Raw genomic sequence first — 22,084 nt, forward strand, 5'->3', positions numbered from 1 at the left:
AATCAGAAATAGATATGATGAAAATTAACTTGCGATATCGGGAACTCTTGATTTCTCTTTTGTTGACAGGCATGGTGTTGCTTGTTTATGGGCAGGTGGCCCATTTTGATTTTAATAATATTGATGATCAGTTATATGTCACACAGAATTACCATATCCAGAATGGTATAAGCATTGGTGGCATTGTCACGGTTTTCACGTCAAGTCAGATTGCAAACTGGCATCCGTTAACGTTACTGTCGCTGATGATCGACCATGAAGTCTATGGTTTAAATGCCGGCGGCTATCATTTAACTAATCTTCTGTTTCACATTATCAATACGCTATTATTATTTTTTCTTTTAAGCAAAATGACCGGTACTGTCTATCGGAGCCTTCTTGTAGCCGCCTTGTTTGGTTTACATCCCATGCATGTGGAATCGGTTGTCTGGATATCAGAGCGGAAAGATGTTTTAAGCGCTTTTTTCTGGTTATTAACGATATGGGCCTATGCTGTATATGTCAAAAATCCCGGGATTAAGAATTATATTCCCGTTTTTGTCTTTTTTGCTCTGGGATTAATGTCCAAACCGATGGTCGTGACATTGCCGTTTGTGTTACTTTTGCTTGATTACTGGCCTTTGAACCGATTGAAGGTCAAGAAAGTTCTTCTTCTCGAAAAAATTCCTTTATTCATTTTAACGATATTATCCTGTGTTATTACCTATCTGGTGCAAAAACAGGCCGGAGCGGTGGGCACAATAGAAAATTTCCCACTGGATGTCCGCATTTATAATGCGATTGTTTCCTACTATCGATATCTAGAAAAAGCGCTTCTGCCCTTAAATCTGTCGGTTTATTATCCGCATCCGGGGATGTGGCCGATAGAGCAAGTCGTACTCGCAGGTAGCGTAATTGTCTTGTTGAGTATTTTAATCTGGAAGAAAAAGGAATGTTGCCCGTATCTTCCCGTGGGTTGGTTATGGTATCTTGGGACACTGGTACCAGTCATTGGCATTGTTCAGGTTGGCAGCCAGTCCATGGCAGATCGATATTCTTACATACCGCTCATCGGCCTTTTTATCATGGTGGTTTGGGGCGTTCCTGATTTGATTAAAAATCGGCCATATAAACAAATCGTTCTTGGTTTCATCACTGGCCTGATGATTATTGTCTTCTCTTTTCTGAGTTGGCAACGATGCCAGTTATGGGGAGATAACGTAGCTTTATGGACGGATGCTTTAAGCAACTATAAGATTGCCTTTGCCTATAACCTCAGAGGGTTAAGTTATATTGAAAAAGGAAATTACTCACGGGCTATTGAAGATTACAGCGCTGCTCTGGCTATACAGCCTGATGCGGAATTCTACAGTAATCGGGCTACTGCCTATGGAGCATTGAAGCAATATGGACAAGCATTCGATGATATTAATCATGCGCTGAAAATTAAGCCTGCTTATGCAGATGCATATTACAATCGGGGATTGTTTTATTATGAACTCGGAAAGTTTGATCTGGCTGTTCTGGATTTCACATCTGCGGTAAGCATTAAGCCCGATATGTATGATGCCTTTGTGAGTCGAGGCGTTGCTTTTGGTTCCCAGAAACAGTATGAAAAAGCACTTGCCGATTTCAATCAGGCGCTGAATATTCATCCTAATTTTTTGCAAGCCCATTATAATCGAGGCATCGTTTATAATATTTATCAGCAATATAATCTTGCTATTAACGATTTCACAAAAGTCTTGCGAATAAAACCGGATTATGCGGAAGCTCATAACTATATTGGAATGGCCTTGTCAAAGACGGGAAGGTATGAGGAAGCAATGAGCCACTTTAAAGAGGCCTTGCAGATCAAACCTGATTATATGGATGCCGCCAGGAATTTAAGGGACGTTAAAGCCAGAATGAGAAAATGAGCAAACATCCATTAAATATTTCACCTTGCTTTACATTGTTTTAATATAGTAGCTTTTTTTACAAACAAGAAAAATTAAGGAGATTTAATTGAAAGAGGAATCAGCTCAACCAAGGCCTGTGACGATCATAGTATTATGCATATTCATTGCGGGACTGCTTTTGATTGCCCTGCGCGTGATCTCTTACGGATATATCCCATTTGATGATGCAATGCGCCATGCAGCCAAGGCTGTTTCCGGAAAGAACTGGAGTGAGATACTCATTCTTCGGCCGGAGATAACCATGGACAGCCATGTCGGCTGGCATAAGATACTGGAATTTATTTATCAAATGACAGGATGCTCGGTTGATAATCTTGTTGTGTTTTCAATTGTGTTTCTCTTTATTTTGTTTTGCATTGTCCCGATCTTTTTTTTGAAAAGGCCGGAGGCATGGTTGATTACTCTGTTCGCTGTCTGGGTTGCGAATTATTCAGACCTGATGCGCACATTCTTAGGAAGACCATACATCTTTACGATGGCCGTCGTGGTGTTTCTGGGATTTATGTGGCCGCGTTTCAGGTCAAAACACATACCGTGGCCCTCACTTATTATTTTAACTATCCTGATTGCCCTGGCTACGTGGATCCATTGCCTGTGGTACATGTTTGCCCTGCCTGTTTTGTGTTTTTTTATTGCCCGTGAATGGCGCGCCGGTTTTGTTGTATCTCTGTGTACGATTGCGGGTGTCATAATCGGTATGCTCCTGACCGGAAATCCCATCCAGTTTATTTTACAAACTGTCGGCCATTTTTTTCACAGTTTGGGGGACCACACGTTAACTAGGCAGCTTGTTTCCGAATTCCAGCCTTTCGCCGGGGATCAGATGGTGGTCGTTGCGGTTCTGGGCATGCTGGGTTGGCGTGCTCTTCGCAATTCATGGGATGTTAAAGCAATTTATACCCCCATATTTATTCTTGCTGTTACAAGCTGGGTTTTGGGCTTTTTTGTGCTCCGGGTCTGGGTCGATTGGGGAATCCCCGCCGTTTGCATATGGATTGCACTGGAGTTTGAAGAGTATCTGAACACCGCAATGGAATCTTCTTCATGGAAACGCGTAGGACTGACTCTGGCTATAGCTTGTGTCTTATTCATTTCCATAACCAATGATTACGGCAGCCGCTGGACACAATCCATGTCTGTGCAGTATCTTTCCGCGGACAATCCTGAACAAAAAAAATGGCTTCCGGAAAAGGGCGGAATCATTTACAACGATGACATGACGATTTTCTATCAGACATTTTATGCGAATCCTCACGCCCAATGGCGTTACATCCTGGGATTTGAACCGACAATGATGCCTCCTGAAGATCTGGCCATCTTAAGAAAAATTCAATGGAACTACGGGGCCGCCGAAGCATACGAACCATGGGTCAAGAAAATGCGGCCGGAAGACAGACTGATATTAAGAAGACATTCCATGCCTGCAATCAAAGAACTGGAGTGGAATTTAGCCGCGACAGGGATATGGATAGGCCGTTTGCCGAAAAAATGATGATGACGATGAGACAAGTTTATCGAAATATATTGTATTTGATAATGCAGTAAAGAGCTCGAAAACCGTCCTTCCAATTAATTTTTTTGCCTTCATCGTAAGTACGGCCGTAATAGGAGATCCCGACCTCATAGATACGGCACTTTTTCTTCGATATCTTAGCCGTAATTTCCGGTTCAAAACCGAATCTGTTTTCTTCAATGGTGATCGACTGAACGATTTCCCGCCGGAAAGCTTTATAACAGGTTTCGACGTCAGTCAGGTTAAGATTAGTAAACATGTTCGATGTTAAAGTAATCAATCCGTTGCCGACGCGATGCCAAAAATATACAACCCGGTGCGCTTCTCCACCCATAAAACGTGAACCAAAAACGACATCGGCCTTGTCATTGATAATCGGCTCGATCATCTTGGGATATTCAGCAGGATCATACTCCAAATCGGCATCCTGAATAATGATCACATCGCCTGTGGCAATCCGGATCCCCTCCCGCAGGGCGGCTCCTTTACCCTGATTTTTTGATTGATAAACAATCTGGCTTACTTTGGCTGCAATTTTGCTTTGCAGGATTTGCCTTGTCCCGTCAGTTGAATAATCATCCACGATAATTATTTCTTTGTCCGGATAAGGAGCGTTCAATACAGCGTCAATAAGTTTTTCGATGGTTTCGGCTTCATTATAACAGGGTATTACAACGGAAAGTTTCATGCTTTGTCATCCATGATGTTTAAATAGATTTAGATATTGAATTAAATGACACAGAGTAGTGTCGTAAGTCAAAGAAAAAAGATGATTTATTGTGAGAAATGTTCTTGACACAAAAACATCCCCCGCAATACAGTGACCCATCGTAAATGCACCATGATTGTGTGAAGGATTCAATATTGAAGAACTTATCAGTCAGAAATGAATGGTTCATTAAAGTTATTCTCCTTTCGATAATTTTTCTTTTTATCTTAACAGCCTTTTTGTTGGCGCTTATGCCGCCCATTGCCCGTGATGCCCTTATCCATCATCTGGCTATTCCCAAACTTTGGATAAGGCACGGCGGTTTTTATGAAATGCCGTGGGCTGAATATTCTTATTATCCCATGAATGTTGATTTACTCTATTGGATACCGCTTTATTTCGGAAATGACATCATTCCCAATTTTATTCATCTGGGCTTCGGATTAAGCACGGCTGCAATCATTTACTGCTACCTCCGGTGGAGATTCAATGCAATCGCCGGGTTGCTTGGGTTTTTAATCTTTATCAGCACACCGGTCATCAGCAAATTGTCAACAATGGCGTACGTTGATCTTGGGTTGGTATTTTTTGTGACCGTCAGCGTTCTGGCATTCATACGATGGCGTGCTGGTGAATATAAAAAATATTCATGGTTGTTGATCTCTTCCGTTGCTATGGGGCTGGCTTTGGGCACCAAATACAATGGTCTTGTTGCCTGGTTTTTTATGACATTGAGCATCGTCTTCATTTGTTCGAGAGATACAGGCAATTCCGGGAGGGCAGTGGGGTATGGATTAATATTTTTTATTATTTCATTGGCTGTTTTTTCTCCCTGGTTAGTGAAAAACACCGTCCTGACCGGTAATCCTTTATATCCATTGTTTCCCGGCCTTTTCAACAGTCATTCAACAGACGGCGGCGGTTCTAATGCCGCAGCTTTCGGTCATATGAATTATGGCATGTTCAAGATGCGGGAAATGCTCTATGGGGAAAATTTATGGGACATTTTATTGATACCTTTCCGCATGTTCTATCAGGGGCAGGATGATGTCCCGCGCTATTTTGATGGAGTTTTGAACCCCGTATTGATTATTTTCGTTCCTTTTGCTTTTATGAAAAAAGATATGAAAATCGAGAATCTGTTTTTCTTGCTGTTTTCCATTTTTTTTATCCTGATCGCTCTTTTTCTGGATCAGATCAGAATCCGCTATGTTTTGCCGGTTATTCCTTTTCTTGCCATTCTGTCCGTAACGGGTCTGGTAAACATCTTTGTATGGCTGACCGCACGAAAAAACATATTGCGGGAAATGTGTATGGCAGGACTGGTCATCATTTTATTAATCCTGTTCAGCATCAATGTTACATATATACAGAAATATTTCCAAAAAATTGAGCCTGTAAAGTATCTTATCAAAAAGGAATCGAGAGATGATTTTATTGCGCGTCACGTTTCCAGTTACCCGGCGATAATGTACATCAATAGAAATACCCCTGAAGATTCCAAAATCAGACTAATATTATTAGCTGGCCGGGGATATTATCTCAACAGAACTTACCAGGAAGATCGCTCGCTGGGGATGGGGATGGATTTGATCCGCGGCATGGTCGATAGTTCCGGTGATGAAATATTATTTCGACGGTACCTTGCTTCTCTCAACTGTACGCATCTTCTTGTCCGCTATGACCTGTTTCAACAATTTTTACAGGACAATTACGATATGAAAAAAATTGAACAACTGAAAAAACAGATGAGCCGTTCCTTAAAAACGGTTTATGATGATCATCGATATATAGTATTCAGTGTGCTGCGCCAATAACGCAAGCAGGACGCCATGCTGTTGTAAAAAACAAATCAACATTCATCAGGCGCTTGAGGAGAGGAGTGATTGAGGCCAATGAGTTCCCTGACAAGTTTTCAGAAGAAAATTGTCGTTATCGTGGTTTTGATTATTTTGATCCTTGCCGGATACTGGCAGGTGCAAGACTTTGAATTTGTCAATTACGACGATACCATTTATGTGACGCAGAATTTCAAAACTCAAACTGGAATGACCTGGGCGAATATTAAAGGGACTTTCACAGACTTTAGTATGGCAAACTGGCATCCTTTAACGATGTTGTCGCACATGATGGATTGGCAGTTGTTCGGTGTAAAGGCCGGCGGGCATCACTGGAGCAGCCTTATTATCCATATTTTCAATACGGTTTTACTGTTTTTGCTTTTGAACAGTCTGACGGGATCGGTTTGGAGGAGCGCAACAGTTGCAGCTCTGTTTGCTATTCATCCAATCAATGTTGAATCTGTAGCCTGGATTGCAGAACGGAAGAATGTTTTGAGCACTTTCTTCTGGATGCTGACCATGATGTTTTATGTCCGATATGTGAAACGACCGGTTTGGGAAAGGTACCTGCCGGTATTGTTGTGCTTTGCTTTGGGGTTGATGTCAAAGCCAATGCTGGTGACACTCCCTTTTACGTTGCTTCTGCTTGATTATTGGCCTTTACATCGGACGTATTTTAATACGCTGGGTGAAGGTCCTGAAAAATCGTGTGAGATAAAAGGCATGAAGCAAAAAGTATCTTTTCTAATAGCTGAAAAAATACCATTATTTGTCTTATCCATCGTTTTTAGCTGCATAACATTATATGCCCAGCATAATGATGGGACATTATCAGATCTCGATATGGTACCTATAACAGATCGGATCAGTAATGCCATTGTTTCCTATAGCTTGTATATTAAGAAACTATTATGGCCAATGGATTTAGCCGTCCTTTATCCATTAGAGCATATACCGATATGGCAGGTAACGTTCGCCGGCCTGTTTCTATTGATCGTGACCACACTGGTTATTAAATATGTGCGTAAATACCCGTTTATGGCGGTAGGCTGGCTCTGGTATATGGGGACTTTGATTCCTGTTATCGGGATTGTTCAAGCAGGTGTCCAGTCTATGGCAGACCGTTACGCTTATGTTCCTTTTATTGGGCTCTTCGTATTAATTGTATGGGGATTGTTCAGCGTTTCGGCCAGAAAGTGTTCAAAAAAATTGCTTTTAGTAACTATAGCTGCCGGAATTATTGGTTTGACGACAATGACATATGGGCAGATTCAATATTGGGAAAATAATTATACCCTTTATCATCGAGCACTGGAAGTGGCTAAACCAAATTATATACCGCATAAGAATCTGGGTATTCATTTGATTAATCAAAATAGGCCTGAAGAAGCTGTTCAGCATTTACGTAAGGCAATGGAATTTAAGAAAAATGATCCGACACTTTATAATAGCATGGGTGTAGCTTTGTTGATGATGAATGACAGCAGTGGTGCAGAAAAGGCATTCAAAACGGCTTTGACGTTTAATCCAAATAATGCACGGGCGCACAACAATTTAGGTATGGCTTTAATGAATCAGGGAAACTTTGATGAAGCTTTAAAGCATTTTCAAGAGGCAGTAAAGTTAGAACCTCTATTCGCAAACGCCCATTATCGATTGTCCATTATTTTTAAACAAAAAGGAATAAGCGATAAAGCTCTTTACCATTACCATGAAGCAATACGTATTAATCCCAGATTTTCAGAAATGAAATGAATTTAAGGGAATAAAGACCAGCATATGTTAATTTTCGAGGATAAAATCTCTGTCGCTTGTGGCGGCTGAACCAAGGTTCCCATCGAAGAAATCCAGCTGTCTTGAATAACCTGTCCGTGAATTATGAACCCAATCATAATATCCATAGGATGCTTTTAATAATTCCATAAATATATAGATATAATAATATCTTATATGCATTACTCCGGAATATTAATTTGCCTTGACTTTAGTTTCTGTTTGGTTTAATAACGATCATGACCTTTAGTCAGTAGTTGACTTAAACCCATAAGGTAAGGCGGGCTTAAGGTTATCCCTCGGGGTTCAGAGTTTCCCCCCTGAGTGTCAGGAATTGATGCCTGGGTGTGTCCGCGGGGCAAAATCAATTTCAATAATTATTTTTGACTTCTCTTCAAAGTGGAAAGGGAGCCACGGAATGCCTGAAGTCTTTACTTTCATATTTTTCGTTTCATGGCTTCATGAGCGAAAATTAGCATCAAGAGTAAAAGCTTCGTCAAGCTGGTTCAATTGCCTGTTTTTTTATCAAGAATTACATCGTTTTTATCATCACCATAAAAATAATGAAATAAACAAAAAACTCCTCGCTGTATTTTCTACGGCGACGTGTTTTGTGCTGCCGGAAATACAATGGAGAAAGGAAGTGATAAGCTCACCATTATAACTTAAGATGACAAATGAATCGGTGATTGCACGACTCATGAAATATTGAATGAAGTATGAAAGTTAAATGGGGCGTAGCTTGGCCTCAAACAATTTATGAATCGCAAAACAAACTAGCGGCTCATAAGAAAATGAAGGAGGAGAATAATGTCATTAAAGATCAAAAAAGCGGCTGTTTTAGGTGCGGGAGTCATGGGCGCGAACATTGCAGCTCATCTGACAAATGCCGGTATCGAGTGTTATTTGCTCGATATCATTCCATTCGAGTTGACGGATGCTGACAAGAAGAAAGGCCTGACGGAAAAAAGCCCGGCATGGCGCAATCGTTTCGCTGCAAACGGTCTGGCTGGAGCTACAAAATCGAAACCCGCCAGTTTCTTTACCAAGAAAAATGCATCCATGATCAAAATCGGCAACTTTGAGGATAATTTGAAGTGGCTGGCCGATGTCGATTGGGTTTGCGAAGTTGTTGTGGAGAACCTTAAAATCAAGCAGGAACTTTTTGCCAAGGTAGAAAAAGTTGTTAAACCGAACTGCATCGTTTCAACAAATACCTCCGGTATTCCCATAAAAGACATCAGCGCAAAATTCAGCGCCAATCTGAAAAAGCATTTTCTGGGAACCCATTTCTTCAATCCTCCCCGCTACATGAAATTGATGGAAATTATTCCCGGAGTGGAAACGGATAAAGAAATTGTCGACTTTATGTGCAAATTCAGCGAGCAGACCCTGGGCAAGGGCGTTGTTGTTTGTAAAGACAGCCCGAACTTTATCGGTAACCGCATTGGCTCGTTTGATTTAGGCAATGCCCAGCGCATTATGTGGGAGAGAAAATATAAAATTGATGAAGTGGACGCCATTGTCGGTAAGGCTGTCGGCCGTCCGGGCACTGCGATCTTCGGCACAATCGATCTGGTTGGACTGGATATCGGCTCGCATGTACGGGATAATCTTTATAAGGCCGTTCCTGATGATGAAAGCCGCGATATGTTCCTCCCGCTGCCTTTCTCTGAGAAGATGCTCGAAAACAAATGGCTTGGCAATAAAACCAAACAGGGTTTCTATAAGAAAACCAAAGATGCCAAGGGCAAAAACGTCAAGTTAATGATTGATCTCGAGACCATGGAATATGTTCCCGCCGGCAAACCAAAGTTTGATTCCATCAGTGCCGCAAAGAAGAAGGAAACTGTCGCTGAGTCGATGAAGACGGTTTTCTTTGCTGACGACAGAGCCGGAGAATTTATTCGCGAATACTTCTGCAAAAACTTCATCTATTCGGCAAACCGGATTGGTGAAATCTGCGACAACGTCATGGCCATCGATAACGCCATGAAATGGGGCTACAATCAGAAGTTGGGTCCTTTCGAGTCCTGGGATGCCGTGGGCGTCAAAGAAGCCATTGACGTCATGAAGAAGATGAAGCTGAAAGTTCCCAAGAAGATCGACGAAATGCTGAAAAAAGGGTGCGAGTCTTTCTATACCTCCAAACCCGATGGTAAGTATTACTATGACTTTGAGAAGAAAGGTTATGTGAAGATCGAAGAAAATCCCCGCATCATCATTCTGCCTTCTCTCAAAGAACGCAGCAAGGTCGTGAAAGAAAATGGCAGTGCCAGCCTGATCGACATCGGCGATGGCGTGGTTTGCCTGGAATTCCATACCAAGATGAACTCTATTGACGACGGTCTGACCGTTATGCTTCATGAAGCTTGCGATATTGTTGAGAAAGATTTTGCCGGAATGGTTGTTGCCAACCATGATGAACGTGCTTTCTCCGCTGGCGCCAATGTATTCCAGGTACTCACCGCCGCACAGATGGGTCAGTGGGATCTGATTGAAAAAGGCATTGAAGACTTACAGAACGGCAACATGAGAATGAAATACCTCGATAAGCCCGTCGTGACAGCTCCGGCCGGTCTGGCGTTGGGCGGCGGCTGCGAAATGGCCATACACGGCGCGCGTTGTCTGCCGAACGGTGAAACCTACATGGGCCTTGTGGAAGTTGGTGTCGGCTTGATTCCCGCAGGCGGCGGCTGCAAAGAACTTCTGGTTCGCCTGACGGAGGGGATTCCGAGTGGCGTTGTGGAAATGGGTCTGAATATGCAGTATCACATGGGCAAGTGTTTCGAAAATATCGCAATGGCCAAAGTTTCGACCAGTGCTGCGGAAGCCATGGAGCTGGGTTATATTCGCAAATCGGAAACCATCAATATGAGCCGCGATGAGCAGATATTTGAAGCCAAACAACTTGTTCTGTCTCTGGTTATGGCAGGTTACAAACCGCCAAAACCCGCTTTGATTCCGGTCATGGGTGAGAATATGCGCGGTTTCGTCGAAGGCATTATCATGAACATGAGATATGGCAACTTCATTTCCGATTATGATCTGGTTGTATGCAGGAAGATAGCCCAGGTTCTTTCCGGCGGCGACTGTGCCGAAGGAACATTTGTATCGGAGCAGGAGATTCTGGATCTGGAAAAAGAAGCTTTTGTAAGTCTGGTTGGCGAGACAAAGACTCAGGAACGCATTATGTATATGCTGACCAAGGGCAAGCCGCTGCGTAACTAATATTTATGAAATAACAGGCGCGGCGTTTATTTGATTTGCGTTTCGCGCTTTCATTACATGAAGGAGGAAAATCATGAGTGATGCTGTAATTGTTGAAGCCGTAAGAAGTCCAGGCGGCCGTTATAAAAAAGGTGGTCTTGCAAATACAAGGTCGGATGCCTATGGGATTCAAGTACTCAAAGGTTTGATGGCCAGATTGCCGCAAGTGGATCCCGGGGAAATTGATGATTTAATTGTCGGTTGTTCGTTCCCGGAGCACGAGCAGGGCATGAATATGGGAAGAATTTTAGCGATGGGAGCAGGGCTTCCTATTTCCTGTTCAGGCATGACCGTTAATCGTTTTTGCTCATCCGGTGTTCAGGCTATTGCTGACGCCACGGCTAAAATTCGTGCTGGTTGGTCGGAGATCATCATTGCCGGCGGTTGTGAAACCATGAGCCATATTCCGATGGGTGGATCAGCGATGCGTCCGAATCCGGATTGGAAGTTTGACGGCAGTATGCCCAACGTTTATATCAACATGGGCAATACGGCGGAAAATGTAGCCATGAATCATAATGTTTCACGGGCAGACATGGATAAGTTTGCTGTGGAAAGCAATCGCCGGGCTTATGAAGCCATTCAGTCCGGAAAATTCAAGGAAGAAATCATTCCTATTAACGCTTTCAAATACAAGATTAAAAACGGCAAACGTATTCGCGAGACAGTCGTCTTTGATATGGATGACGGCGTCCGTTGGCCGACAACCGTTGAGGATCTCGGCAAACTGAAATCCCCGTTCAAATTGGGCGGTGGTTGTACAGCGGGTAACTCTTCCCAAATGACGGACGGCGCTGCTTTTTGTATGATTATGACCGCCGAAAAAGCAAAAGCATTAAAACTGAAACCCATTGCCAAAATGACCCATTATGCAGTCGCCGGATGTCTGGCGGAAGAAATGGGTGTTGGTCCTGCTTATGCAATTCCCAAGGTTTTAAAAATGGCCGGTTTGACGACGAAGGACGTTGATGTTTTTGAAATTAACGAAGCCTTTGCTTCGCAGGCGATTTATTCCTGCCGCGAAGTCGGCATTGAAGACCGTTATTGGGCAGGCGACATTAACCCCAACGGCGGTGCGATTGCTCTGGGACATCCGCTGGGATGCACCGGCGCCAAGCTGACGGCCCAACTGCTGCATGAGTTGAAACGTCGCGGTGGAAAACGTGGTATTGTTTCCATGTGTATCGGCGGCGGTATGGGCGCAGCCGGTCTTTATGAAATGTTGTAATTAGAAACCCCTCCAGCGCCAAGCTGAAAGCGTCGCCAGAACCCTTCCGCCATGATGGATACACAAATGGCGGAAGGGTCGGCGGCAACGCTTCCTTTCTTGGTTTTATCGTGATTGAAATAAGGAAGTCTTTTTGCTTGAAATGCGGCAATCTTTAAGCTATAGCAAACGGCACTTGGGCGGTTAACTCAGCGGGAGAGTGCTACCTTCACACGGTAGAAGTCGCTGGTTCAATCCCAGCACCGCCTACCATGAATATTCATGGGATTAGCGATTTATCGTTAATCCCATTTTTATTTTAAATCATTCAATAAATCGTTCATGAAAAAATCTGCCATCATTTTGTGGACATGATTTTATATTTACTATATAAAATAGATAATTGGAGTCCTTCAGAATGTTTAAAACTAAAAAAGTCATTGTTGTAATGCCCGCGTATAACGCAGCTCAAACATTGAAAAAGACTTATGATGAGGTTATGGCCCAGGAGATTGTCGATCTGGTTATCCTGGTGGACGATGCAAGTGGCGACGAAACATCATCTATTGCCGCCCGACTTCCCAATACGAGGGTTCATGTCCACGAAAAAAACCGTGGATATGGCGGTAATCAGAAGACCTGTTACAGGATGGCTCTGGAAGAGGGAGCGGATATCATCATTATGGTTCATCCCGATTATCAATACACGCCAAAACTGATTCCGGCCATGGCATCCATGATCGGGAACGGACTTTATCACTGTGTTCTCGGATCGAGAATTCTGGGCGGACATGCGGTGAGATCCGGGATGCCGCTGTGGAAGTACATTGCCAATCGTTTTCTTACCTTATCTGAAAATGTGATGCTGGGAGCGAAGCTTTCGGAATATCATACGGGATATCGCGCCTTTTCCCGGGAGTTGCTTGAAAAGTTGCCTTTGGAATCTAATTCCGATGATTTTGTTTTCGATAATCAAATGCTGGCCCAGATTGTCTGGTTTGGTTATACGATTGCCGAGGTCAGTTGCCCGACGAAATACTTTGCCGAAGCGTCATCGATCAACTTTATGCGCAGCGTTAAATATGGGATAGGATGCCTGGCAACAGCGATGAGCTTTCGTCTGTCAAAATGGGGACTTATCCGGACGTCTCTCTTCCCGGAGATCCACGCATGATGTCGAAAAACGAAAATCGTTTCGATGATTTCTTTGAAAATGAAAAATATGCCTCCCTGAAAAATTACCTGTACAATTATCTTATTAGAAAGCGCGCCGTTGAAAAAGTAATGCAAAACGAGAAGAAGGAACTCGTTTTGGAAATCGGCAGCGGCATTTCTCCCGTTCTGACCTCGTGGGACCGTATTGTATATTCCGATTTATCTTCGTCAGCACTCAGGATGTTGAAGCAAATTCACGGGAAGGGCCAATATGTCGTGGCGGATGCCATGAATCTACCCTTCGAAGCGAATTCATTTTCTCATGTCATCTCCTCTGAAGTCCTGGAACATCTTGAAGACGACCGGAAATCATTAAGAGAGATAGCCAGGGTAACAAAGCCCGACGGCGTATTGATCGTAACGTTTCCCCACCGTCATTTTTATTTTGCACATGATGACCGTTTTGTTCATCATTACCGGCGCTATGAAGTTTCAGAGATGATATCCCGTCTGGAAGAAGCCGGATTTTATCCCGTTTACGTGCGAAAGGTTCTGGGACCTTTAGAGAAGTTGACCATGTTGTCTGTTACCCTTTGCATTTCCGCCTTGCAGAATTTGAGTCAGAAAAAGCGCTTAAAAAAAATGCAAGTTCCGCCCCCGGATATCCTGATCAGCCTCTTCAAGTGGCTCAATAAACTTTATGCCGGTTTCGCATGGATTGATGCGCTGATCATGCCCCGGGCTTTATCAACGGTTTTGTTAATCAAGGCAAAGAAAAAACAAATATTATAAACGCCTTGGATTTATATGGATGAGGGGCTTGTCCAATGTACGAAGCTTACAGAGAGATTCAGCGACGATTAAGTCATATTCTTCATCGTGGCCAGATAGGTTCGGCATAGGTAGCGATAGGCTTCAATGCCGTCTTTTGCGGCTGCTTTATCCTTATCTGTAACATCGCGGGTGATTGTGGCGGGGTTTCCCGCGACAATTTTTCCGGCGGGAATGCGCATGCCCTTGGGAACCAGCGAGCCTACCGAGACAAAAACATCTTCTTCGCAAACAGCATTAAAAAGGACGATGGCGCCGATGCCGATCATGCATCGGTCATGGATGTGGACGTCATGCAGAATTACACCGTGAGCTACAGTGACGTCATCTCCGATGATGGACTGAGATCCCGGATAGACGTGAATGACAGCATTGTCCTGAACGCTGGAACGGTCACCGATAATGACCGGACCGAAGTCTGCGCGGATGGAAACACCGGGCGCGATCAGACATTCATGTCCGATGCGAACATCGCCAATCAAAACGGCGGCCGGATGAACGAAAGAATCGGAGGGAACCTGCGGCCTTTTACCATCAAATTCATAAAGCGCCATAAACGTTCACCTAATAGGTCAATGAAATGTTAACGGAGCCGCCCCTGCCAAAAATGTCATGCAGATGGACATACCCTTTAAGTTTTTTCTTATCATTGATCACGGCCAGTGAGGTAATTTCCTTTTTCTGCATAAACTCCACCGTTTCCGCCAGCGAAGCTTTTTCGCCGATGGTCTTGGGATTGGGCGTCATGACATCGTCTATCGTCAGCCCGGTGAAAGACAGGCCTTTGCTGACCATCCGTCGCACATCACCATCCGTGAGGATGCCGAGCAGGTTGTCTTTTTTGTCCGTGATCAGAACAAAGCCGACATTCTTCTCGTCAATTTCCGAAATGGCCTGCCGGATACCGGTTTTGCTGAACACGCGCGGGATTCTGTCTCCCACTATCATGGCGTCGCTCACTTTTGCTTTGAGTCTTGTGCCCAGAGAGCCGCCGGGATGAAACTTGTAAAAGTCCTGTTCACGGAATTTCCGTTTATCGATCAGCGCGATAGCCAGGGCGTCGCCCATGGCCAGGGCGGCAGTGGAACTGGAGGTCGGCGCAAGACCGAAAGGGCAGGCTTCTTTTTCCACGGATACGTCAATGACGATGTCGCTGTTTTTGGCCAGTGTCGAAGAGAGTACGCCGGTAAAGGAAATGATAGGCGCTCCAATATGCTTAACCGAACTGATGATGGGTATCAGTTCGCGTGTTTCACCGCTGTTGGAAATTGCCAGGAGAACGTCTTTTCTCGTTACAATGCCCAGATCCCCGTGAATGCCTTCTGCGGGATGGAGAAAGAGCGCCTGTGTCCCCGTGCTGGTCAGTGTGGCGACGATTTTTCGACCGATTAATCCGGACTTGCCGATGCCCGTGATAATAACGCGTCCCTTGCATTTAAAGATCAAATCGACCGCGCTGGTAAAATTTCCATCGATCTTATCGACCAGACTCAAAATACTCTGTGCTTCAATTTTCAGAACTTCTTTGGCGCGTTCTATAGCCGCTCTATTATTGCTCATGTTTTTGTCCTGTGCTTTTTTCATTTTCTTCGCCTGTCTGCATACGGTGCAGCAAAACTAGCAAAAAACTCCGGACAAAACAAGAATCAATTGATGAATTCTATTGGACAGAACAAATAAAATTAATCATGGCTTAGCGCTGATTTATCTGCTAAAGAAAAATCGCATTTTGACCGGAAGAGAACGAAAGCATGAAAGCAATTTTTATATCCGATGCTCACTTGAGACGCTCTGCGGACGAGCGATACGGACAGTTTATCAAATTTCTGGCCGATCTGGGGGAATGTAAGGTAAGATCGATCGTCGATGCCGAAGCATTGGAACGCAAACAAACGCCGATTGATGACCTCTACATTCTTGGCGATTTTTTTGATTTCTGGTTTTGCCGGAAGGATCATATCCATCCCGAATTTCAGCTGGTGATCAGTAAACTGGTCGCGTTGCAAAAGAGCGGCGTTCGCATCCATTTATGTGAAGGGAACCATGATTTTTTCATGAAAGAATATTTTCATGATGTCTTAGGGATGGAAGTATTTGAGGAATGGGCCGATATTAAGCTGGATGGCATCAATACATTGGTTGCCCACGGCGATACGGTGGACCGGTCAAATTATTTCTATATTCTGCTGCGGAAGGCATTACGCGCGCGCGCCTTTTATCATTTGCAGCGTTTTGTCCCGTCATCCATTCTCTGGGCAATTGCCGGTATCAGCTCCCATACCAGCAAAACGATGACCGTTGATGATGGAACGGCGCTTGTGGAAAAAATGTTTTCTTTTGCCGCGGGAAAGTTGCGGGAAGAATACGGCGCCGTGATCCTGGGACATTGCCATAAACCTGTGCTGCGTAATTTCGATTTGAATGGCAAAAAGAAGACTTTTGTCACTTTGGGCGACTGGACCAGTCACTACTCGTTTCTCTATTACGAAGACGGAAAATTCTTCATGAGTTACTACCGGCCGCGGTAATCATCCGGCTCCCTTCATTTTTAACCGTGTTTGATCAATGAATTGCTGGACATATTGTTTTCTTTATGCTAGGAAACCCGATCTTTTTTACAAAAAAGACATTTTGTGTATTTCGGGAACGAGATTAAAGCGTTTCCCCAAAATTACGAAAAAGAAGGAAAATTATTATGAATTTTGGCGGAATATATCCCGAATGTTCCATGCGTGACGCTCGATTTGTTGTTGTGCCCGTGCCCTACGATTTGACTTCGACATATCAGCCCGGCAGCCGCCGGGGGCCGGCGGCCATCATCGAAGCTTCAACCAACATGGAGCTTTATGATGAAGAACTGAAGAAAGAAACATATCTGGCCGGCATCCATACAGCCGCGCCGGTCAGCGTGGACGCCCGCGGGCCGAAGCATATGATCAGCGCCGTGCGGAAAAAAATCAGCCGTATCGTCTCATTAAACAAGATTCCGGTGATGCTGGGCGGAGAGCACAGCATCACGCTGGGCGCCGTTCAGGCTGTTGCCGAGCAATATCCCAAATTGACCGTTCTGCAACTGGATGCCCACGCCGATTTGCGTGACAGCTATCAGGGTACGCCTTATAATCACGCCTGTGTAGCCAGACGAATCACCGAGATTTGTTCTCTGGTCCAGGTGGGCATTCGGAGCATGAGCAAGGAAGAGGGGGATTATCTGCCGACTAGTGAAGTCAAGTCCTACAGCGCTGATTATGTTTCGGAAAACAAGAACTGGGCGCAAACAGTTTCTAAGGATCTGCGCGGCGATGTTTTTATTACTATCGATTTAGATGTATTCGATCCGTCGATCATGTCCGCGACCGGTACGCCTGAGCCGGGCGGTCTCTCCTGGCGCGATGTTTTGCAGTTACTGCGTCTGGTTTCCGGTAAATGCAGTATCCGGGGGTTTGACGTTGTTGAATTAGCCCCTTTGCCGGGAGTTGTTGCTCCTGATTTCATGGCGGCTAAACTGATTTATCGTTTAATGGGCTATATAACAAAATAGCTGTGTACGTTTAATTATTTTACCATGGAGATAGAAAATTGAATCCCAGTGTACCCCAAAAAATATTTTTTACCAAAGGTGTCGGCACCCACAAAGAAGAGCTGCATTCATTTGAATTGGCTCTGCGGGATGCCGGTATTGAAAAGTGCAATCTGGTGCAGGTATCCAGCATTTTCCCCCCCGGCTGCAAAGTGATTTCCATGGCACAAGGCGTCAAAGAACTGCAACCGGGAGCGATCACATATTGTGTGATGAGCCGTTGCTGCAGCAACGAACCACGCCGGTTGCTTGCGTCGTCGGTGGGGCTGGCCATTCCCGCTGATAAAAAAGCCTATGGTTACATCAGCGAGCATCACGCCTTTGGCAGAACGGAAAAAGAGGCGGGCGATTACGCGGAAGATCTGGCCGCCGCGATGCTGGCTTCGACGCTGGGTATTGATTTTGATATTGATGAAAGCTGGGACGAGAAAAAAGAAATATTCAAAATCAGCGGCAAAATCGTCAGCACGCGCAACATTACGCAGTCGACCATTGTTAAAAACAATTGGTTTACAACAGTTGTCGCAGCCGCAGTTTTCATTTTCTAGGCGTTAGCCGGAAACGGCCAAATAACTCCTTGACAAACATAGGAGATAATGGTCTAAGGTCCGAATCTTAGATGTCGTCATATCGCGGGGTGGAGCAGCTTGGTAGCTCGTTGGGCTCATAACCCAAAGGTCAGAGGTTCAAATCCTCTCCCCGCTACCAAATAATTGTAAAGGGGTTGGCACGTGGCTAACCCCTTTATTTTTGCATGATGCTCTGCGCTCTCCCACTGCAAAATGTTGTCATGATAGATACATCCAACGTGCACGCAAACCATGATATATAAATAATGATTCTGTCGTATCCCGTGCTCTTGTATGCCATGTGAAGGGGTGTGATAACTAAGTACCGGAAATTGCGATAAGTGACTTACACGATGATTAACAGATGCTTTACAGATGGTTTACGATGGTTCTTAATCAAATGAGTTTTGATTATATTATTCAAAGAAAATTAACTCTCATTTTTTTTGAGTTTATTTTGAATATCTATTTCAATAAAGGAAAACCAGTCCCGAAGATTTAAATACACAAATAACCAATCAATGATAACCAGTGATAACATGCCAGCGGCTAAAGATGGAGCAATGATTTTAATCGCGTATGTGGGGCAAAATCCAATCGTAATTTGAGCAATAGATGTTATAAAGCAAACGATGACGCTGACGACCAAAAGGTATCCTATGTCTTTTAATCCCTGAAAATAGTCAATTTTATGTGGGCCACTGCATTGTTCCTTATAGCGTTTTTGATACTCCTCATGTAGATAAATATCATCTTTCAGGCGTACCAATAAAAAAGCTTTCATTGCGAGCAACAAACTACCCACTGTTAAAAACGCTGTAAAAAAGGCAAATTGAAGGCGGTCGTCATAAATATCAATAAATTTTTCACTATCTAAGCAGTAAAATATTATTATCCATGTAAAGAATGAAACAAAAATGGATATTGCATATGGAAATAGTTTTTTCATGAATTTGGATTTATCCACTTATCTTTTTCAGTAATATTGAATAGACGTTTGACGACGGGTGCATTATCGATACTTCCTTTTACATTACTTGAGTCAAATTCTGTGAGCAGAACAAATTCGTTGAAGTCAAAATGGTCAAGGGTTTCAGGTTCATTATGAAGTTTAAAAGGTCTATCAAAATTATCGTCTGTAACGCCCACACCATGTAGGTCTTGTACCACATCTGCTGTCCCCAGAGCAATCACATCATTTAATATTTCAATACGATGTTCGTATCCTTTAAATGTTAAAGTGTGACGTCGCGTCTTTGCCTTCTCAGCTAACACTCTGAATAATGGTTGATTTGGAATATATTCTTTAAATTGAACCGTAATATTTTTCACGCGTGTGAACTCTTTCATAAACTCTTTGAATGTTTTCCGCAAAAGAACAACTTCAAACTTCAAATATTCATCGTATTTATTTCTAATCGATTTTGGTATTTCATATTGACTGATTTCGGCTTTTTTACATGCTTGATCTATTAAAATATGCTTCAGGTCTCTATATTTACGTTTCAATGTATCACCAAAACTATGTATGGAAGTCGATCCATGATAATATTGAAAATAACCACGCAAATTTTCAGTATTTAGAATGAAAAAATTAAAATGAGCTAACTCTCCATCATTGATGGCTTCTGGACTTATCATAATTTTACCCGGCTTTCTTACGAGCTTGGTAAATGCTTTAATATCCTTTGAAGTCAAAACAATGCCCCGCAGCCATTTTTCACTTTGATCAACATAGATAAAACGCTTATAAATAGGTGTCCCTGATGTGTTACGACAATAATTATAAAAATCTGTTATCGATATACCTTTACCCAATGTTAATTCAAAAGCCATAACTTTCACATCCATGCCATTACCTCCAGATCAATAAAGTAGTTGAACCTCCAAAATAAAAAAAGACCAGCCGGATCATGCCGTGCTGGTCTTTGAAGTAATCGGTTGCTGCATGGGTACATTTCCTTTGAGGAACGTTTTTTTACTGCCATGCTGATTATGATGTTTAATGGTGGAAAACTTGAGAGTTTATACGCCTTTATTTTGCGAAGTTCAAGAAATAATATATTAAAAAATCACTTTGTTATTCGTCGGCTCCATGCCCAGTTTCCGCTCACTGAAATAAATATTTCAGATTTGAATCCACGGGCGGAAAAAGCATTTTCTACTTTATCTGATAAATTATTGCGTATTTGTTCTACACTTTCCCCATTAAATTCCCCTGCAGTGGTTGTCGTCGGTAACCTAACAATACTTCCATCATTGGCCGTGATATCTCTTTTGAAACCGATCTTAACAAGATCATCGTAGGCTTTTTGATAATCTTCATAACCGCAATTCACTAAATCAAAAGTACAAATAGCAAAATAACTCATCTGTCACCTCCCATTTATGATTTTGATTGGTTCTTTAAAAACGAACAGCATGCACTATTTCGCCTATTCATACAGACGAACGTCAAAACAATGAAGACTCGCAAGCTTCTGAATACCGCCATTTAACCATAATATGCATTGCTCTTTATCATGGCCGTCGTCATTAAGACCTGCAATTGAATAGAGGGGGCCTTGCATTTCAGTTATATAAATATTAGCTGCCGCAGGGTTTGGATGGTTGTATTTCGCATCCTCCGATTCTTCTGCCCAAGATTCCAATGCATTTAGTATGTGATCTATCGTCATACATGTGACTACGCATTCATGATCATTCAACTTTGGAAGCATATTAATGAGTTTTTGAAGAGTTCTTAATGTGGATTGTGCAGTCATATAAATAAAATCCTCCTTTACCACGTTAGTTTTTTTACCCTGAATGCTCCTTATGCCTCATCCAATTATCGATATAAAACTTTGCCAGGTCCCTGGACTTGATGATCAGAAGGTTTTCTGCGTTCTTTTGCTCTGCTGCCTTGGTAAAGTTGAATGATCCGGTGATAACGGTTTCCGCATCGATAATCATAACCTTATTGTGGGCGATGGCGTGCGCGGAATCAATGGAAGTGGGGATGCCAGCGTTCTTTAGAAACATGACAGAGGAGTACCCTTCCCGGTCCTGGCTTTTATCCAGGATAACTTTGACGATGATGCCACGCTTATGAGCACGCACCAGGGCCTGGGCGATTGGTGCAGAGGTGAATGAGTATGCCTGGACAAGGATCTCCGATCTGGCCGCATCCAATTCTTTAACGATTGCCGCTGTGCAGTTTCCGCCAGGTGAAAAACAAACATCAATATTGGATATGCTTTTTGCAGAAGTGGGTTCCGCGCTGGAGCAGATGGGGATGAATAGACAGATAATGACCGTAAGAAATATCAAGCGACGCTTCATCTATAATTCCTTAGCCAAGTATTTCTTCTGGAATACGTCATCGCTCATTTTTGCATATTGAAAGGCTTCAATTAATCCGCATATTGCGGGGATAAATGTCCAACAGAACAATAAATATAAAAGTCCGGACCCAGGTTTATCCAAATAAAATTTATGAACTCCAGCGCCGCCTAATAATAGAGACAATATGATTGCAGTACTTCTATTCTTTGATGATTTACTCATGATGTCTTGTAATGGATGTCCACAATGTGGACATGATACGGCTTTTGAAGACACCTTGCTATTGCATGCTGGACAGTTGATTAAAGACATATTTTCCATATTTTTTTCCTTTCTCTAGGGCGTTGTAATTTATTGTAGTGTAACATA

The 22,084-nt window shown here is 43.2% G+C and carries 20 protein-coding genes and 2 tRNA genes; 13 read left to right on the forward strand and 9 right to left on the reverse strand.

What is annotated here, in order from left to right:
- The first annotated feature begins 14 nt into the window (after window positions 1–14).
- Both CVU71_00880 and CVU71_00885 read left to right on the forward strand, forming a co-directional pair.
- Entirely contained in the window at window positions 15–1,898 is a 1,884-nt protein-coding gene (locus CVU71_00880) for a hypothetical protein (protein ID PKN20378.1), read from the forward strand.
- A gap of 88 nt (window positions 1,899–1,986) precedes the next feature.
- Complete coding sequence (locus CVU71_00885) at window positions 1,987–3,432, forward strand: hypothetical protein (protein ID PKN20379.1); 1,446 nt, start codon at window positions 1,987–1,989, stop codon at window positions 3,430–3,432.
- 19 nt (window positions 3,433–3,451) lie between these two features.
- Here the strand turns inward: CVU71_00885 and CVU71_00890 are convergent, their stop codons facing one another.
- Window positions 3,452–4,141, reverse strand: coding sequence for a glycosyl transferase (locus CVU71_00890; protein PKN20380.1), 690 nt, complete (start codon window positions 4,139–4,141; stop codon window positions 3,452–3,454).
- A 146-nt stretch (window positions 4,142–4,287) separates the two neighbouring features.
- Here CVU71_00890 and CVU71_00895 point away from each other — a divergent pair, with 146 nt between their 5' ends.
- The 7 genes from CVU71_00895 (at window position 4,288) to CVU71_00925 (ending at window position 14,200) form a co-directional block, all read left to right on the forward strand.
- Window positions 4,288–5,979: a hypothetical protein gene (locus CVU71_00895; protein PKN20381.1), complete on the forward strand. Its 1,692-nt coding sequence runs from the start codon at window positions 4,288–4,290 to the stop codon at window positions 5,977–5,979.
- A 78-nt stretch (window positions 5,980–6,057) separates the two neighbouring features.
- Window positions 6,058–7,758 carry a hypothetical protein gene (locus CVU71_00900; protein PKN20382.1) on the forward strand — a complete coding sequence of 567 codons (1,701 nt, stop codon included), beginning with the start codon at window positions 6,058–6,060 and terminating at the stop codon, window positions 7,756–7,758.
- A gap of 828 nt (window positions 7,759–8,586) precedes the next feature.
- Window positions 8,587–11,007: a 3-hydroxyacyl-CoA dehydrogenase gene (locus CVU71_00905; GenBank protein PKN20383.1), complete on the forward strand. Its 2,421-nt coding sequence runs from the start codon at window positions 8,587–8,589 to the stop codon at window positions 11,005–11,007.
- Between the two features lie 73 nt (window positions 11,008–11,080).
- The gene (locus CVU71_00910; GenBank protein ID PKN20384.1) at window positions 11,081–12,274 is read left to right on the forward strand and encodes an acetyl-CoA C-acyltransferase; all 1,194 of its coding nucleotides are present in this window, start codon (window positions 11,081–11,083) and stop codon (window positions 12,272–12,274) included.
- A gap of 177 nt (window positions 12,275–12,451) precedes the next feature.
- Window positions 12,452–12,526 (forward strand) — tRNA-Val (locus tag CVU71_00915).
- Between the two features lie 145 nt (window positions 12,527–12,671).
- Complete coding sequence (locus CVU71_00920) at window positions 12,672–13,427, forward strand: glycosyl transferase family 2 (GenBank protein PKN20385.1); 756 nt, start codon at window positions 12,672–12,674, stop codon at window positions 13,425–13,427.
- Window positions 13,346–14,200 (forward strand): hypothetical protein, encoded by an 855-nt coding sequence (locus CVU71_00925; GenBank protein PKN20386.1) that lies wholly within the window; start codon window positions 13,346–13,348, stop codon window positions 14,198–14,200. The genes CVU71_00920 and CVU71_00925 overlap by 82 nt, the downstream gene beginning before the upstream one ends.
- Before the next feature lie 68 nt (window positions 14,201–14,268).
- Here CVU71_00925 and CVU71_00930 read toward each other — a convergent pair whose 3' ends face one another.
- A complete protein-coding gene (locus tag CVU71_00930; GenBank protein PKN20387.1) occupies window positions 14,269–14,793 on the reverse strand; it encodes a gamma carbonic anhydrase family protein in 525 nt (174 codons plus the stop codon).
- Window positions 14,794–14,803: 10 nt separating this feature from the next.
- The gene (locus CVU71_00935; GenBank protein PKN20388.1) at window positions 14,804–15,823 is read right to left on the reverse strand and encodes a KpsF/GutQ family sugar-phosphate isomerase; all 1,020 of its coding nucleotides are present in this window, start codon (window positions 15,821–15,823) and stop codon (window positions 14,804–14,806) included.
- Window positions 15,824–15,990: 167 nt separating this feature from the next.
- On the opposite strand from CVU71_00935, the gene CVU71_00940 reads away from it, so the two are divergent.
- The 4 genes from CVU71_00940 (at window position 15,991) to CVU71_00955 (ending at window position 18,527) form a co-directional block, all read left to right on the forward strand.
- Complete coding sequence (locus CVU71_00940; GenBank protein ID PKN20389.1) at window positions 15,991–16,767, forward strand: hypothetical protein; 777 nt, start codon at window positions 15,991–15,993, stop codon at window positions 16,765–16,767.
- Between the two features lie 167 nt (window positions 16,768–16,934).
- Window positions 16,935–17,780, forward strand: a complete 846-nt coding sequence (gene speB, locus CVU71_00945; GenBank protein ID PKN20390.1) for an agmatinase — start codon at window positions 16,935–16,937, stop codon at window positions 17,778–17,780.
- 38 nt (window positions 17,781–17,818) lie between these two features.
- The gene (locus CVU71_00950; GenBank protein PKN20391.1) at window positions 17,819–18,367 is read left to right on the forward strand and encodes an arginine decarboxylase, pyruvoyl-dependent; all 549 of its coding nucleotides are present in this window, start codon (window positions 17,819–17,821) and stop codon (window positions 18,365–18,367) included.
- A gap of 83 nt (window positions 18,368–18,450) precedes the next feature.
- Window positions 18,451–18,527 (forward strand) — tRNA-Met (locus CVU71_00955).
- A gap of 291 nt (window positions 18,528–18,818) precedes the next feature.
- On the opposite strand, the gene CVU71_00960 is transcribed toward CVU71_00955, so the two are convergent.
- From CVU71_00960 to CVU71_00985, 6 genes are all read right to left on the reverse strand, one after another.
- Window positions 18,819–19,337, reverse strand: coding sequence for a hypothetical protein (locus CVU71_00960; GenBank protein PKN20392.1), 519 nt, complete (start codon window positions 19,335–19,337; stop codon window positions 18,819–18,821).
- Entirely contained in the window at window positions 19,334–20,239 is a 906-nt protein-coding gene (locus tag CVU71_00965) for a hypothetical protein (protein PKN20393.1), read from the reverse strand. Before CVU71_00965 ends, CVU71_00960 begins: the two co-directional genes overlap by 4 nt.
- 221 nt (window positions 20,240–20,460) lie before the next feature.
- Window positions 20,461–20,760: a hypothetical protein gene (locus tag CVU71_00970; GenBank protein PKN20394.1), complete on the reverse strand. Its 300-nt coding sequence runs from the start codon at window positions 20,758–20,760 to the stop codon at window positions 20,461–20,463.
- A gap of 63 nt (window positions 20,761–20,823) precedes the next feature.
- The gene (locus tag CVU71_00975; GenBank protein PKN20395.1) at window positions 20,824–21,153 is read right to left on the reverse strand and encodes a hypothetical protein; all 330 of its coding nucleotides are present in this window, start codon (window positions 21,151–21,153) and stop codon (window positions 20,824–20,826) included.
- A gap of 34 nt (window positions 21,154–21,187) precedes the next feature.
- The gene (locus tag CVU71_00980) at window positions 21,188–21,712 is read right to left on the reverse strand and encodes a phospholipase D family protein (protein PKN20396.1); all 525 of its coding nucleotides are present in this window, start codon (window positions 21,710–21,712) and stop codon (window positions 21,188–21,190) included.
- Window positions 21,713–22,027 (reverse strand): hypothetical protein, encoded by a 315-nt coding sequence (locus tag CVU71_00985; protein ID PKN21026.1) that lies wholly within the window; start codon window positions 22,025–22,027, stop codon window positions 21,713–21,715.
- Between the last annotated feature and the right edge of the window lie 57 nt (window positions 22,028–22,084).

Source organism: Deltaproteobacteria bacterium HGW-Deltaproteobacteria-6, assembly GCA_002840435.1.
Lineage (GTDB): Bacteria > Desulfobacterota > Syntrophia > Syntrophales > Smithellaceae > UBA8904.